The 14,820-nt window shown below is 27.5% G+C and carries 15 protein-coding genes; 1 reads left to right on the top strand and 14 read right to left on the bottom strand.

The features are described 5' to 3' along the window. Nucleotides 1-38: 38 nt before the first annotated feature. The 8 genes from E0D94_RS05265 to E0D94_RS05230 form a co-directional block, all read right to left on the bottom strand. Complete coding sequence (locus tag E0D94_RS05265) at nucleotides 39-1,199, bottom strand: pyridoxal-phosphate-dependent aminotransferase family protein (protein ID WP_130806236.1); 1,161 nt, start codon at nucleotides 1,197-1,199, stop codon at nucleotides 39-41. A 15-nt stretch (nucleotides 1,200-1,214) separates the two neighbouring features. Beyond that, on the bottom strand, nucleotides 1,215-2,255 hold the full coding sequence (locus E0D94_RS05260; protein ID WP_130806235.1) for a threonine aldolase family protein: 1,041 nt from the start codon (nucleotides 2,253-2,255) through the stop codon (nucleotides 1,215-1,217). A gap of 107 nt (nucleotides 2,256-2,362) precedes the next feature. Then, the gene (locus E0D94_RS05255) at nucleotides 2,363-3,523 is read right to left on the bottom strand and encodes a M20 metallopeptidase family protein (RefSeq protein WP_242620485.1); all 1,161 of its coding nucleotides are present in this window, start codon (nucleotides 3,521-3,523) and stop codon (nucleotides 2,363-2,365) included. Next, on the bottom strand, nucleotides 3,510-4,697 hold the full coding sequence (locus E0D94_RS05250; RefSeq protein WP_165442874.1) for an aspartate aminotransferase family protein: 1,188 nt from the start codon (nucleotides 4,695-4,697) through the stop codon (nucleotides 3,510-3,512). The genes E0D94_RS05255 and E0D94_RS05250 overlap by 14 nt, the downstream gene beginning before the upstream one ends. 1 nt (nucleotide 4,698) lies before the next feature. Beyond that, nucleotides 4,699-5,418, bottom strand: coding sequence for a 2,3,4,5-tetrahydropyridine-2,6-dicarboxylate N-acetyltransferase (gene dapD, locus E0D94_RS05245; RefSeq protein WP_130806233.1), 720 nt, complete (start codon nucleotides 5,416-5,418; stop codon nucleotides 4,699-4,701). Between the two features lie 20 nt (nucleotides 5,419-5,438). Beyond that, the gene (gene dapB, locus E0D94_RS05240) at nucleotides 5,439-6,209 is read right to left on the bottom strand and encodes a 4-hydroxy-tetrahydrodipicolinate reductase (RefSeq protein ID WP_130806232.1); all 771 of its coding nucleotides are present in this window, start codon (nucleotides 6,207-6,209) and stop codon (nucleotides 5,439-5,441) included. Nucleotides 6,210-6,541: 332 nt separating this feature from the next. Further along, entirely contained in the window at nucleotides 6,542-7,288 is a 747-nt protein-coding gene (locus tag E0D94_RS05235; protein ID WP_130806231.1) for a tRNA threonylcarbamoyladenosine dehydratase, read from the bottom strand. Between the two features lie 124 nt (nucleotides 7,289-7,412). Then, entirely contained in the window at nucleotides 7,413-7,868 is a 456-nt protein-coding gene (locus tag E0D94_RS05230; RefSeq protein WP_130806230.1) for a DUF305 domain-containing protein, read from the bottom strand. 188 nt (nucleotides 7,869-8,056) lie between these two features. On the opposite strand from E0D94_RS05230, the gene E0D94_RS05225 reads away from it, so the two are divergent. Further along, a complete protein-coding gene (locus E0D94_RS05225) occupies nucleotides 8,057-8,491 on the top strand; it encodes a Dps family protein (RefSeq protein WP_130806229.1) in 435 nt (144 codons plus the stop codon). A gap of 30 nt (nucleotides 8,492-8,521) precedes the next feature. Here E0D94_RS05225 and purD read toward each other — a convergent pair whose 3' ends face one another. From purD to purE, 6 genes are read right to left on the bottom strand one after another with little or no spacing between them, the layout of a single operon-like run. Continuing rightward, nucleotides 8,522-9,775, bottom strand: coding sequence for a phosphoribosylamine--glycine ligase (gene purD / locus E0D94_RS05220; protein WP_130806228.1), 1,254 nt, complete (start codon nucleotides 9,773-9,775; stop codon nucleotides 8,522-8,524). A 13-nt stretch (nucleotides 9,776-9,788) separates the two neighbouring features. Then, nucleotides 9,789-11,321 carry a bifunctional phosphoribosylaminoimidazolecarboxamide formyltransferase/IMP cyclohydrolase gene (gene purH, locus E0D94_RS05215; RefSeq protein WP_130806227.1) on the bottom strand — a complete coding sequence of 511 codons (1,533 nt, stop codon included), beginning with the start codon at nucleotides 11,319-11,321 and terminating at the stop codon, nucleotides 9,789-9,791. Beyond that, complete coding sequence (gene purN / locus E0D94_RS05210) at nucleotides 11,318-11,947, bottom strand: phosphoribosylglycinamide formyltransferase (protein ID WP_130806226.1); 630 nt, start codon at nucleotides 11,945-11,947, stop codon at nucleotides 11,318-11,320. Before purN ends, purH begins: the two co-directional genes overlap by 4 nt. Next, the gene (gene purM / locus E0D94_RS05205) at nucleotides 11,941-12,969 is read right to left on the bottom strand and encodes a phosphoribosylformylglycinamidine cyclo-ligase (RefSeq protein ID WP_130806225.1); all 1,029 of its coding nucleotides are present in this window, start codon (nucleotides 12,967-12,969) and stop codon (nucleotides 11,941-11,943) included. Before purM ends, purN begins: the two co-directional genes overlap by 7 nt. 1 nt (nucleotide 12,970) lies before the next feature. Continuing rightward, nucleotides 12,971-14,317 (bottom strand): amidophosphoribosyltransferase, encoded by a 1,347-nt coding sequence (gene purF, locus E0D94_RS05200; RefSeq protein ID WP_242620484.1) that lies wholly within the window; start codon nucleotides 14,315-14,317, stop codon nucleotides 12,971-12,973. Between the two features lie 12 nt (nucleotides 14,318-14,329). Beyond that, nucleotides 14,330-14,809 carry a 5-(carboxyamino)imidazole ribonucleotide mutase gene (purE, locus tag E0D94_RS05195; protein WP_130806224.1) on the bottom strand — a complete coding sequence of 160 codons (480 nt, stop codon included), beginning with the start codon at nucleotides 14,807-14,809 and terminating at the stop codon, nucleotides 14,330-14,332. Nucleotides 14,810-14,820: the final 11 nt, after the last annotated feature.

The raw sequence follows: 14,820 nt of genomic DNA, 5'->3' as shown, positions 1-14,820 counted from the left end.
TCCTTAAACAATTGTTTAAGGATATTTGAATTTTGAATTTATTTATCTTCTAAAAATGTTTCAGCAACTGATTTTGCAGCAGTTCCTAATTCTACTTTATAGCCTAATTTAAATAGGGCCATTTCTAATGCACCCATTATTCCATATACTTCTACATGGTGAAGAGATCCTAAATGTCCAATCCTAAATATTTTTTCCTTTAGCTTCTTAAGCCCACCACCAATTATTATATTGTAATCTTCGCTTAACACTCTAGCTAAATCAATATATTTAATTCCTTTTGGTAAAAATATAGCTGTAACTGTATTTGAAGCATCTTTATCATTTGCAAGTAATTTAAGTCCCATTGCTTGAGATGAATTTCTAACAGCAGTAGTCATGAGTTCATGTCTATTCCATACATTTTCTAATTCTTCATCTAAAATCATATCTATAGATTCTTTTAATCCAAATAATAATGAAGTTGAAGGTGTATATGGAAATTGATTTCCTTTCATTCTTTCTTTGACTACTTTAAAATCCCAATACCATTTACTCATAGTAGATTTTTCTATTAAGTCCCATGCCCCTTTACTAATTGATACTATGCCAAGTCCTGGTGGCAACATAAGTCCTTTTTGTGATGAAGATACAACTACATCTAAGTTCCACTTATCTGTTTCAAGCTCTAAGGAAGCAAGAGAACTTATTGCATCTACAACAACTAATGCTGGATGATTTAATTTCTTTATAATTTCAGAAATGCTTTTAATGTCATTTTTAACTCCTGTTGATGTTTCATTATGTGGTAAACATATTGCTTTTATTTCTTTATCTTTATCATTTTCTAAAACTTTTTTTATATCACTTTTAGTTACAGCTTCTCCCCATTCTTTTTCTATTGGTATTACATTTAAGCCATGATTTTCCGCAATTGAAGCCATTCTATCACTAAATACACCTAATTTAACTATAGCTACTGTATCTCCTCTAGAAAATAAATTAACTATAGAAGCTTCTAATATTCCACTGCCTGAACTTGGAAATATCAAAATATCATTTTCTGTCTTATAAATCTTTTTTAATCCTTTCACACAGGAATCTACTAATTCTTCAAATTCTTCTCCCCTATGATTTAATAAAGGCTTAGAAAGACTTCTAAGTATTCTATCCGGTACATTTGTTGGCCCTGGTATTTGTAAATATTTTCTTCTTTCCACTTTACTCGCTCCAATCTATATATCATTTATTATTTTTTTTACTGTCTTTACAACCTTCTCTATTTCTTTTTCTCCAATTCCTAAATGAGTAACCATTCTAAAGCTATAATCCGATATTCTTTTTGCTTTAATTTTATTGTCATTTAATTTATCTAAAAATTTATCTATATCTATTGGTAAACCTTTTACTGACCCCGTTAGTATTGATGTATGAATATTATCTACATTTACATCTAATCCTTCTATTTCTGCTAATTTTTCCCCTAATAATTTTGCATTTTTATTATCTTCTTTTAATCTAGGTATCATTGTTTCAAGTGCTACTATTCCTGGAGCTGCTAAAAACCCTGCTTGTCTAAACCCACTTCCTAATCGTTGTTTTATCCATCTTGCTTTTTCTATAAACTTTCTATCTCCAGCAAGTATTGCTCCAAAAGGTGCACAAAGACCTTTTGTAAGGGCAAACATTACTGCATCTACATTTTTCACTATATCTTTAACCTCTATATCTAAAGCTACTGATGCGTTAAAAATTCTAGCTCCATCCATATAAACTGGTATATTATGTTTTTTTCCTAATTCACATACATTATTTATATTTCCCACTGGTACAATAAATCCTGCATTTAAATTATTTGTGTTTTCAATGCAAATAAGTCCTGTTCTTGCATTTTGAATCCCTTTATTTTGAATTAAACTTTTCATTTTATCTATATCATAATATCCATTTTCTACATCTATAGGTCTAGTTTGAACTTGAGAAAGTGCTGCAAGAGCCCCTACTTCCAAATTATATATATGAGAAGTATTTCCAACTATAACTTCTTCACCTCTATTTGTAAAAGTCATTACCGCTATTTGATTTGCCAGTGTTCCAGATGTTACAAATAAAGCATCCTCTTTACCTAATATGTCAGCCGACATTTTTTCAAGCTTTTTTACAGTAGGATCATCTCCTAATATATCATCTCCCACTTCTGCATTATACATTGCATCTCTCATAGCTTGAGTAGGTTGAGTAACAGTGTCTGAACGTAAATCAATATAATTTTCCATTAATTTCTCCTTTTTTAATATTATTTAATATATTACTTATATTTTATTCCATCCTTATGCCCTTAATCAAGATATATTAAATAAAAAGTCAGAAAAAATTCTGACTTTTAAATTATTTCTAATATTTTTAATATTTTCATATACGTTCTTAGACCTGTTAATAATATTTTATCATCAAAATTGAATTTAGAACTATGAAGGGGATAATTGTAACCTTTGATTTCATTTTTTGAACCTAACAAAAAGAAAAAACCTGCTACTTTTTTTTGATAGTAAGAAAAATCTTCAGATATCATCAGAGGCTCTATTTCCATAATCTCTTTACTACTTAAAGATTTCTTAACTATATTATATAAATATTTATCATTTATAACTGGAGGATAAAAATCTCTTATTTGCGTGTCAATATTAATATCATACATTAATTCAATCCCTTTATTTATTTCATAAATTCTACTTTTAATTTTATTATAAATATCTAAGTTAAAAGCTCTTATTGTTCCTTCTAATTTAATTTTATCAGCGATTATATTTATAGCACTTCCTCCTGAAATTTTTCCAATAGTTAACACTCCAGTTTCATTAGGACTTATATTTCTACTTATAATGCTCTGATAAGATTGTATTAATAAACTTGATATATATATACCATCAATTCCTAAGTGTGGCATAGCACCATGACTATTTTTAGAATTAATAAAAATATCAAATTCACCACTTTGAGCCATTATAGGTCCTGAAGCAATACCAATTTTACCTTCTTTTATTTCTGGGGAAATATGTAACCCAAAAATATACTTAACATTATATTTATCTAAAATACCTTCATTTACAATAATATTTGCTCCACCAGGCCCTTCTTCTGCTGGTTGAAATATTAATAATATATCTTTATTTATTTTATTTAATCTTGATAAAAACATTGCTAATCCAATTAAAATAGACATATGTCCGTCATGACCACATGCATGCATTTTTCCTGGATGTGTTGAAGAAAAATGTACTTCTAAGTCTTCATTAATCATCAACCCATCCATATCTGCTCTAAATGCTATAGCTTCACCAGTTATTTTACCTTTAATAAATGCTATAATTCCTGTTTTTGCAGTAATCTCTACCTCATACCCAAATTCTTCTAGTTTGGATTTTATAAATGATGATGTTTTAAATTCTTTAAACCCTATTTCTGGAATTTGATGAAGGTACTTTCTTACTTTTATCATCTCTTTATTTATTTCTTTATATAAAGTATCCTCATATTCTTTCACTGATTATCACCTCAAATATATCTAAAAATTCATCTATTTCTTTAGTATCTATATTTAGTGGAGGTAGCAATCTAATTACTGTTTTATTTGTAATATTAATAATTAATTTTTTTTCCAATGCTTTTTCTTTTATAATAAAGGCATATTCACCTACATCAATACCAATCATCAAACCTTTACCTCTTATATCTTTAATTATATGTGGATATTTATCTTTAAGTATATATAGTTTATCTAATAAATAATTACTTTTTCTCCTTAAATCTTTCTTAAAATCTTTTTCTAATATTTTATTTATTACAACTTCACCACAAGCACAAGAAACAGGATTACCACCAAATGTACTGCCATGTTCTCCTTTTTTTAGTAGGTTTTCAATATCTTTACTTACAAGCACAGCTCCTAAAGGCAATCCTCCACCTAAGGATTTTGCAAGTGTAGTAATATGAGGTTTAATATTATAATAATGAGACGTTAATAATTCTCCTGTTCTCCCTAATCCAGTTTGTATTTCATCAACAATGATTAAAAAATTATACTTTTTTGATAATTCATTTAAACACTTTACAAAAGAATTATCTATCTGTATTATACCTCCCTCACCTTGTATAAGTTCAATAAATACAGCACATGTTTTATGGTTAACTTTTTGTTTTAAATCTTCAATATTATTATATATAAAATAATCTATATCTGGTAAAAGGGGTTTAAAATTTTCTTGATATTTTTTCTGTCCTGTTAAAGAAAGACTTCCCAAAGTTCTTCCATGAAAAGAATTATAAGCTGCTAATATATGAGTTTTTCCTTTGTTAATAGAGAGTCCAAATTTTCTAGCAATCTTTATTGCTGCTTCATTAGATTCTGTTCCTGAATTAGTAAAAAACACTTTAGAAGCATGAGTATTTTCCACTAATAATTTAGCCAATTTAACTATTGATTTGCTAACAAAATAATTTGAAATATGTATATAATCGGAACTTTGTTTTAATATAGCCTGAATAATTTCTTCATTGCTATTACCTATATTATTCACTGAGAGACCACTAAACATATCTAAATACTTATTACCATCTTCATCATATAAATATGAACCTTTTGATTTAACAATTTCTAAATTTATTCTATTGTAAACATTTAAAATGTATTTTTTATCTTCTCTAAAAATATTTTCCACTTTAATTACCTCTTAGATCTTCTACAATTTGAACTTTTTCCAATGTCTTATGGTCTTTGATTTTTATCACTTTTGCAGGAGAACCAGCAACTACAGAGTTATTAGGTACATCTTTTGTAACTACAGATCCAGCAGCCACTACTGCCCCTTTTCCTATTTTAATACCTTCAAGTATTACTGCATTTGAACCAACTAATACATTATCTTCAATAATAACAGGTGTTTTACTAGGTGGCTCTAATACTCCTGCTACTACTGCTCCAGCTCCTATGTGTACATTTTCTCCTATTATTCCTCTAGCACCTATTACTGCATTCATATCAATCATAGAACCTTTTCCAATCTCTGCTCCTATGTTAATAACTGCTCCCATCATAATTATAACTTTTTCATCTATTTTAACTCCCTCTCGTATAATTGCCCCTGGTTCAATTCTGGCTTTAATATTTTTAATATCCAAAAGAGGAATAGCAGAATTTCTTCTGTCATTTTCAATATGATAGTCTTCTATTAAATCTTTATTTTTTTCTATAAACTCACATATTTCTTTGTATTCACAAAAAATTACCCTTGAATTACCTTCTCCAAAATTTCTTAGATTTTCGAAATCAATATAATCTAATTTTCCTTTTATATAAACTTTAACTGGTGTAGTCTTTTTTGATGATTTTATAAATTTAATAATTTCATTTGAATTAGTAAAATTTATTTTATTTTTCATAATCATTTCACCTCTTATGTTTAATTGCTTTCTATAAAGTTAAAAATATCTAACATGGAATATAATCCATTTTTCTTATTTATTACAAATTTAACTCCTTTAATAGCTCCTAATGCAAATATGTTTTTGGTAATTGCAGTATGTTTTATTTCTATCATTTCATCTAATCCAGAAAATAATACAGTATGCTCTCCTGACATGGTTCCACCTCTTATAGAATGTATGCCAATTTCATTTTTTGTTCTTAACTGCTTATGACCTTTTCTTCCAAAAACATAGTTTTTAGTATTATTAAATGACTTATTAATTTCATCAGCTATCATACAAGCAGTACCACTAGGTGCATCTACTTTAGTATTATGATGTTTTTCAATAATTTCTATATCAAAATTTTCACCTAGTATATTAGATATATTTTTAGCTAATTCAACCAATATATTTATCCCTAAAGACATATTCTTTGAATATAGTATAGGAATTTCCTTAGAAGCTTCTTCTATTAACTTTTCATCCTTTTGTATAAATCCTGATGTAGCTATTACTAAAGGTATATTATTTTTAATTCCATAATCTAATAGATTGTTCAAATTACTATAATGTGAAAAATCAATTATAGCATCAATTTCTTCTTTCATATCCCATATTTCTTTATATATTGGATATTCTCTATTTGACTTTTCAGGATTTCTATCTATTCCAGAAATAACTCTTATATTTTCACTTTCCTTTATCATATTAGTTAATACCAAACCCATCTTCCCATTACAACCATTTATAGCTATATTAATCATTTTTTACCTCCTATTAATAATTAAAGTATCATTTACAAATAAAATCAAAAGAACCTATTAAATACACTTCATCATCTATTATTTATACTTCTAATTCACCTCCTATCATATATATATTCACTTTTATATTTCTATTCCAGCTGCACCTGTTCCACATAATAATGTTTTTTCTGTAGTTTTTCTAAATTGTCTACCTTTATAACTCTATGTATATTTCCAATAAATAATGTTGACATTTTATATATTATATTATCTATTTCTACCTCTTTATTAATAAAATTTATTTTTACGCAATAAAAAAAGCCAGAAAATTTCTAGCTTTTAAATAAAATTTATTTAATTATATCTTTAACTACCTCTGAAGCAATGATTAAACCTGCTACTGGTGGCACAAAAGAAGTACTTCCAGGAATTTGCCTTCTTTCAGCACATGTTCTATCTTTATTAGGACATATACAATCTGTTTTACAATTTCCCACTAATTGTTTAGGTGTTATAGGTTTTTCTTTTGAATATACTACTTTTAATTTTTTAATTCCTTTTCTTTTAAGTTCTTTTCTCATGACTCTTGCTAATGGACAAATAGAAGTTTTATAAATATTAGACACCTCTAACATTGTAGGGTTTAATTTGTTTCCTGCTCCCATACTACTTATAATTGGAATCCCTTTCTTATTGCATCTTTCTATTAAATCCAATTTAGAAGAAACCATATCTATAGCATCAACTACATAGTCAAATTTATCAAACAAAAGCTTTTCTGCACTTTCACTATTATATAATTCATGAAAACAAATTACTTCTGCTTTAGGATTTATTTCTTGTATTCTATTTTTCATAGTTTGTACTTTTGATTTTCCAACAGTTTCTCTTGTTGCATGTATTTGTCTATTTATATTTGTAAGACAAATATCATCGTCATCTACAAGTATAAATTTTCCTACCCCACTTCTTGCAAGTCCTTCTACTGCAAAAGTACCTACTCCACCTATTCCAAAGACAGCTATAGTACTTTTCTTTAATTTTTCTAATCCTTCAGTTCCTATAAGCATTTCTGTACGTGAAAATTCATGTAACATATATAAGCGCCCCTTTAGATTTAAAGTTGTATTTCTCATACTGAAATAGATTAGCATAGAAATTTTTCATAGTCAATATAAAAAGCTATCTAAAATTTAAATTTTAGATAGCTTTTTACATTGACTAATCTTCATTTTTAATATCTTCTATTAATTTTTTCATTTCTGCAATTTCTTTTCTTTGTGCTTTAATTATCTCATCAGCTAATTTTCTAACTCTAGGATCTGATATATTAGCACGTTCACTAGTAAGTATAGCTATAGAATGGTGAGGTATCATACCTTCCATATAGTCTTCATCATCCATTGTAGTTTGATTTCTCATTAAAAATAATGATGAAGTAAATACTAACACACTAACAACTACAATAGCTATATTCATTTTCTTATTCTTAAGCATATGTAGCATAAATAATAGCATAACAACTGCCATTACTGAAGTAGAAAGTATAGTCATATATAGTCTTTCTTCACTGAAGAAAATATGATCAAATTTATAAGTGTTAAGATACATAACTATAAACATAAATATTGCAGAAGTTGCAATCATACCAAAAAATTTACCATAGTTTTTATTCATCTTTAGCACTCCTTTTTAATTTCATCTTAAAAAATTTATACCCGGTAAAATTTTCATTATTCATTCTAGATATATAAATACTATACTTACACTCTATAATGATTTAATTTATAAAATATTGTTTAAGTATTTTAGATATTGGGTAGTATAATTATGAAAGAAATTTTTAAAAATTTGAGGAGGTTACAATGAAAGATATAAAAAAATTAAATGAATATTTATCAAATTTAGCTGTTTTAAATATAAAGTTTCACAATTTACATTGGAATGTGGTAGGTAAACAATTTGTGCAGGTACATGAGTTTACTGAATCACTATATGAAGATTTCTTTGAAAAATATGATGAAGTAGCAGAAATCTTAAAGATGAAAGATCAAAAACCATTAGTTAAAATAAAAGATTATTTAGACAATGCTTCTGTAAAAGAATCAGATAAAGAACAATTCTCTATTGATGAAGTTCTTGAAATTGTTAAAGGTGATTTAGAATTAATGAAAAATTTAGCTACAGAAATCAGAAACTCTGCTGATGAAGAAAATGATTTTGAAGTAGTAGCTATGTTTGAAGATCACGTTTCAGGATATAGTAAAAACTTATGGTTTATAAAATCAATGCTTTCATAGAATAAAAACGGACTCTAAGAGTCCGTTTTTTTATTTATAAGCAATATCTTTTCTAAAATACATTCCATTATAATAAATCTTAGATATCTCTTCATAAATTTTTTCTCTAGCTTCAGCCGTATTAGATTCCAAAGAAGTAATACTTAAAACTCTACCACCATTGGTAACTAAATCTCTATTATTATATTTTGTACCATTATGAAAAAGTATTAAAGATTTATTTATATCTTCTGTTCCTGTAATTGAAATTTCTTTTTTATACTTTTTAGGATAACCATTTGAAGTAGTAACTACTGTAACACAGGAATTATTACTCCACAATAAATCATTTTCTACTATTTTATTATCTATTGTTTTTTCAAATATATCTATTAAATCACTTTTAAGTCTTGGCATTAATACTTCTGTTTCTGGATCCCCAAACCTCACATTAAATTCCAATACCTTAATATCAGATTCTTTTAAAATAAATCCAATAAATAATATGCCACTATACTCCAGTTCTTCTTCTTTTAATCCTCTACTAATCTTTTGTAATACTTGTTTTTCTATCTTATCCTTTAATTCCTCTGTAAATAATTCATTCGGTGAATATGCCCCTATGCCTCCTGTATTAAGTCCCTTATCTCCATCAAAGATTTTTTTATAGTCCCTTGCACTTTCCATTGGAATTATATCATTTCCAGATACAAAACAAAGAAGAGATGCTTCTGTTCCTTCTAAAAATTCTTCTATGATTACTTTCTCTCCCTCTTTTCCATATATTTTTTTCTCCAATATATCTTTTAGAGTATTTAAAGCCTCTGTTTCATTCTCACAAATTATAACTCCTTTTCCTAGACATAATCCATCTGCTTTTATTACAAGGGGGTAAGTAAACTCTTTTATTCCTTTTACTGCTTCATCATATTCTAAAAAGGATTTATATTTAGCTGTTGGTATATTATATTTCTCCATAAATTTTTTAGAGAATTCCTTACTAGCTTCTAATTGACTAGATTTTTTATTAGGCCCAAATATTTTCAAATTATTTTCTTTGAATTTATCTACTATACCTAATGCAAGTGGCTCTTCTGGTCCTACAACTGTTAAATCTATTTTGTTATCTAATGCAAATTCCAGTATTGAATCTATATCATTAGGTTCTATATCTACATTTTCAGCAACTTCTAAAGTTCCTCCATTACCTGGAGCACAATATATCTTTTTTACTTTGTTAGATTTACTAATCTTCCAGCATAAAGCATGTTCACGTCCTCCACTACCTATGACTAATATATTCATATTAACCCCCTAATTAATGTTTGAAATGTCTAATACCTGTAAATACCATTATCATATTATTTTTATTTACTTCTTCTATTACTTCTTCATCCCTCATAGAGCCTCCAGGTTGAATAATAGCCTTTACACCTGCTTTTGCAAGTATCTCTATTGAATCTCTAAATGGGAAAAATCCATCTGAAGCTATAACACTTCCAGAAACCTTATTCTTTGCTCTATTTATTGCATTTTCTACCGCCCAAACTCTATTGACTTCCCCTAGTCCTATACCAATAGTTGCTTTATTTTTTGCTATTACAACTCCATTAGAATTAATATGTTTTGCTGATTTAAATGCAAATAATAAATCTTCTAATTCTTGTTCATTTGGCTTTCTTTTACTTACAATTTGTATATCATCTAATAAAAGTTTATTATCCTTTTCTTGAATAAGTATTCCACCTAAAACTTTCTTTATATCAAATTCATTATAATTTTTTTTCATTATATCCTTTATCTCTATAAGTCTTATATTTTTCTTTTTAGTAAGTATATCTAAAGATTCATTACTAAATGAAGGAGCAAGTACTACTTCTATAAAAATTTCATTTATTTTCTCTGCAATTTCTTTGTTTATCTCTCTATTAGAAGCTATAATACCTCCAAATATTGATTTTGTATCGCATTCATAAGCTTTTACATATGCATCTTCTATTTTTTCACTACTCCCTATACCACTGGGATTAGCGTGTTTTACTCCTACTATAGTAGGTTCATCAAATTCTTTTAATATCTTTAATGCTCCATTTGAATCATTTATATTATTAAAAGACAATTCTTTTCCATGAATTTGATTTCCATTTGCTAAAGTACCTTTAGTTTCATTTATTTCTTCATAAAATGCTGCATTTTGATGAGGATTTTCTCCATATCTTAAATCTTTCTTAGATTTATAGCAAAAAGTAATATTTTGTGGAAACTTTAAATCTTCTAATTTATTAAAATAATTAGAAATTAAAGTATCATAATATGAAGTATAATTAAATACTTTTCTAGCTAAGTATCTTCTAGTTGAAAGACTTGTTTCATTATTATTATTAAGTTCTTGTAAAACTAAATTATAATCTTTTGGGTCCACTATAACTGTTACATCTTTATAATTTTTTGCAGCAGCTCTAATCATAGATGGTCCACCTATATCTATATTTTCTATTATATCTTCATGACTTGCATCTGTATTTTTTATAGTTTCTTCAAATGGATACAGATTATTTACTACTATATCTATTGATTCTATTCCCATTTCTTCAATAGTTTCTATATGTTCTTTATTTTCTCTTTTAAAAAGTAACCCTCCATGTATATATGGATTTAAGGTCTTTACCCTACCATCTAATATTTCTGGAAATTTAGTTATATCTTGTACTTCTAACACATCTATATCTGACTTGCTTAATAATTTTTTTGTACCACCAGTTGATATTATTTCCCAACCTAATTTTTTAAGAGAAGAGGCAAATTCTACTATACCTTCCTTGTCATATACACTTATTAAAGCTCTTTTCATTTCATCTCCCCCAATATTTTTACTTTCCTACTATTTAAAACAATTCTTTCTTCAGCAAATAATTTTACTGCCATAGGTAATATCTCATGTTCTATAGTAAGTACTTTTTGTTTTAAGCTATTTATAGTTTCATCTTCATCTATTTCAACTATTTTTTGTAATATTATAGGACCTGTATCTACTCCATTATCTACAAAATGTACTGTAGCTCCACTATATTTACATCCATAATTTAATACTTTTTCATGTACTTTTTCTCCATAACATCCTTTTCCTCCAAAGCTTGGTAGTAATGAAGGATGTATATTTATTATTTTATTTTTAAAAGCTTCAATAAAATTACTAGATAAAACTTTTAAATATCCTGCTAAAACTATTAATTCTATATCTCTTTCTTTAAATTCTTCTATTAATTTTAAATCATAGTCCTCCATATTATTAAAATCCTTATAATCTAAATACAAGGATTTTATTCCTCTTGATTTAGCTCTTTTAAGTCCATAAGCATCTTTTTTATTTGATATTACTAATTCTACTTTTGCATTTATATTTTCATTTTCTATTGTTTCAAATATAGCTTGAAGATTTGTGCCGCTGCCTGAAATTAAAACTCCTATTTTTAGCACAGTACTACTCCTTCATCACCTTTTTTAATTTCTCCTAAAATATAATATTTTTCATTTAAGTAATTTAATAAATTTTCAGTTTTTATTAATTCATCCTTTGAAATTACAATTACCATTCCAATTCCCATATTAAAAGTAGAATACATTTCACCAATACTAATGTCACCCCATTTTTGTAATAGATCAAATATGACTGGAGTATCTATTTTAGAAATATCCATATGAGCAGTTAATCCTTTAGGTAAAATTCTTGGAACATTTTCATATAATCCTCCACCTGTGATATGAGCTATTCCTTTTATATTAATTTTTTCTATTAAATTTAATACTGGTTCTTTATATATACGAGTAGGTTTTAATAATTCTTCTCCTATAGTAGTTTCCAACTCATCTATAAAGCTATCAATTTTTAATTTTTCTTTTTCAAATACTATTTTTCTAACTAATGAATATCCATTACTGTGTAGTCCATTAGAAGGAAGTCCTATTACAATATCTCCTTCTTTTATCTCCATTCCATTAATTATATTTTCTTTGTCAACTATGCCAACACAAAAACCTGCTAAATCATATTCATCCTCTTCATAAAGTCCTGGCATTTCGGCTGTTTCTCCACCTATTAGAGCTGATCCTGCCTTGATACAACCTTGTGACACCCCTTTTACTATACTTGCCATTTTTTCTGGTATAAGTTTTCCAGTAGATATATAATCTAAGAAAAACAACGGTTTTGCACCTTGACATAATATGTCATTTGCACACATAGCTACACAATCTTCACCTATAGTTTCATGCTTATCCATCATGAAGGCTATTTTAAGTTTAGTTCCTACACCATCTGTGCCAGATGCTAGTACAGGGCTTTTATAATCTTTAATGTCTAATCCAAATAAGCCAGAAAATCCCCCTAATTCAGATACTACATCTTTTGTATGAGTATTTTTAATAAGACTTTTTATTAAACTAATTTGTTTATATCCTGCTTGTTTATCTACTCCAGCATCCTTATATGTTAAAGCCATATTAATCCATCCTTTCTATTGGGTATTTACCTGTAAAGCATCCCTTACAAAATCCATTATTTTCACCTACAGATTGTAATAATCCTTCTAATGATAAGAAATATAATGAATCTGCACCTATTATTTCTGTTATTTCTTCAGGAGTTTTATTTGCACCTATTAAATTATCTTTATTTGGAGTATCCATTCCTAAATGACAGGAATGAGTTACTCTAGGAGATGCAATTCTTACATGAACTTCTTTTGCTCCTGCATCTTTTAACATCTTTACAGTTTGTTTTATTGTGGTTCCTCTCACAATAGAATCGTCTACTAATATTACTTTTTTACCTACTATATTTTCTTTTAAAGGATTTAATTTAATCTTTACACCTTGTTCTCGTAATTCTTTTGTAGGGCTAATAAATGTTCTTCCTACATATCTATTTTTAATTAATCCCTCTGCATATGGAATTTTTGACTCTTCTGCATATCCTATTGCAGCTATAATTCCAGAGTCTGGTGCACCTATTACTATATCTGCATCTATTTTTGATTCTTTAAAAAGAGTTTTTCCTGCTTTAATTCTAGATAGATAAATGCTTTTTCCATCTATTTCACTATCAGGTCTAGCAAAATATATACTTTCAAATAAACATAAGGCTCTTTTTTTAGATTTCTTATATATACTTTTAATACCTTCATCATCAATTACTACTATCTCACCTGGCTCTACATGTCTAATAAATTCTGCTCCTATGGTATCAAAGGCACATGTTTCTGAAGATAATATATAGTTCTCTCTTAATTTTCCAATAGATAATGGTTTAATACCAAAAGGACCTCTTGCTCCTATTAATTTATCATTCGTCATTATAGCTATTGAAAAAGAACCTTTTAATTTCTCCAAAGCATTTTTTATAGCATCTTCTACATTATCTTTATGATGTCTTGCTATTAAATTGGCTATCAATTCTGCATCTAAATCTGTTTGAAATATAGTTCCATCATCTTCTAATTTGTGTTTTAACTCTAGATAATTTGCTATTTTACCATCATGTGCTAATGCTAAAGCTCCTTTTCTATATCCTACTACTAAAGGTTCTGTATTTTTTCTATTCTTTTCTTCATCTGAAAAAGCATATCTTACATGTCCAATACAAATGTTTCCTCTAAATCTATTTAAAATTTCTTTTTCAAATACTTCATTTACAAGCCCCATATCTTTGTGATAATCTATAAATCCATTATTATTTATTGCAATTCCAGTACTAACTTGCCCTCTATGCTGAAGAGCATAGAGGCCATAGTACATCATACCTGAGATTTCTTCTATATCTTTTCCATAAATACCTAAAACACCACTCAAAATAACCCCCCCTTAAAAGTTTAGAGATTCATTCATTTCTTCAACTTGTTTTTTTAATTCCAATTTATATTCCTTTAATGCTTCTTTTAATTTTGGATATTTAATTGATAGCATTTGTACTGCAAGTAACCCTGCATTTTCTCCACCATTAATTGCAACAGTTGCTACAGGTACTCCTTTTGGCATTTGAACTGTAGAAAGTAAAGAATCTAATCCATCCATAGTAGATGATTTTGCAGGAATACCAATTACAGGTAATGTGCTAAGTCCTGCTAAAACTCCTGCTAAATGAGCTGCTTTACCTGCTATAGCTATAATTACTTCTGTATTATTTTCTTCAGCATCTTTAACAAATTTCACTGCCTTATCTGGTGTTCTATGGGCTGAAATTACCTTTACCTCATATTCAATATTAAATTTCTCTAAAATTCCTATTGTCTTTTTAGCTATCTCTTTATCTGAAATACTTCCCATTATTACGCTTACTTTCATTTACATTACCT

The sequence above is a fragment of the Senegalia massiliensis genome (assembly GCF_900626135.1).
Taxonomy (GTDB): Bacteria; Bacillota; Clostridia; order Tissierellales; family SIT17; genus Anaeromonas; species Anaeromonas massiliensis.
The sequence above is the reverse complement of the archived record's forward strand: the minus strand, read 5'-3'. Positions and strand labels throughout refer to the sequence as shown.

Coding starts and splice junctions, on each gene's coding strand:
- E0D94_RS05260 (WP_130806235.1), bottom strand. CDS start 2,255: ATGGAAAATTATATTGATTTACGTTCAGACACTGTTACTCAACCTACT.
- dapD (WP_130806233.1), bottom strand. CDS start 5,418: ATGAAAAATAAAATAAATTTTACTAATTCAAATGAAATTATTAAATTT.
- dapB (WP_130806232.1), bottom strand. CDS start 6,209: ATGATTAATATAGCTATAAATGGTTGTAATGGGAAGATGGGTTTGGTA.
- E0D94_RS05235 (WP_130806231.1), bottom strand. CDS start 7,288: ATGTTACATGAATTTTCACGTACAGAAATGCTTATAGGAACTGAAGGA.
- E0D94_RS05230 (WP_130806230.1), bottom strand. CDS start 7,868: ATGAATAAAAACTATGGTAAATTTTTTGGTATGATTGCAACTTCTGCA.
- E0D94_RS05225 (WP_130806229.1), top strand. CDS start 8,057: ATGAAAGATATAAAAAAATTAAATGAATATTTATCAAATTTAGCTGTT.
- purD (WP_130806228.1), bottom strand. CDS start 9,775: ATGAATATATTAGTCATAGGTAGTGGAGGACGTGAACATGCTTTATGC.
- purH (WP_130806227.1), bottom strand. CDS start 11,321: ATGAAAAGAGCTTTAATAAGTGTATATGACAAGGAAGGTATAGTAGAA.
- purM (WP_130806225.1), bottom strand. CDS start 12,969: ATGGCTTTAACATATAAGGATGCTGGAGTAGATAAACAAGCAGGATAT.
- purE (WP_130806224.1), bottom strand. CDS start 14,809: ATGAAAGTAAGCGTAATAATGGGAAGTATTTCAGATAAAGAGATAGCT.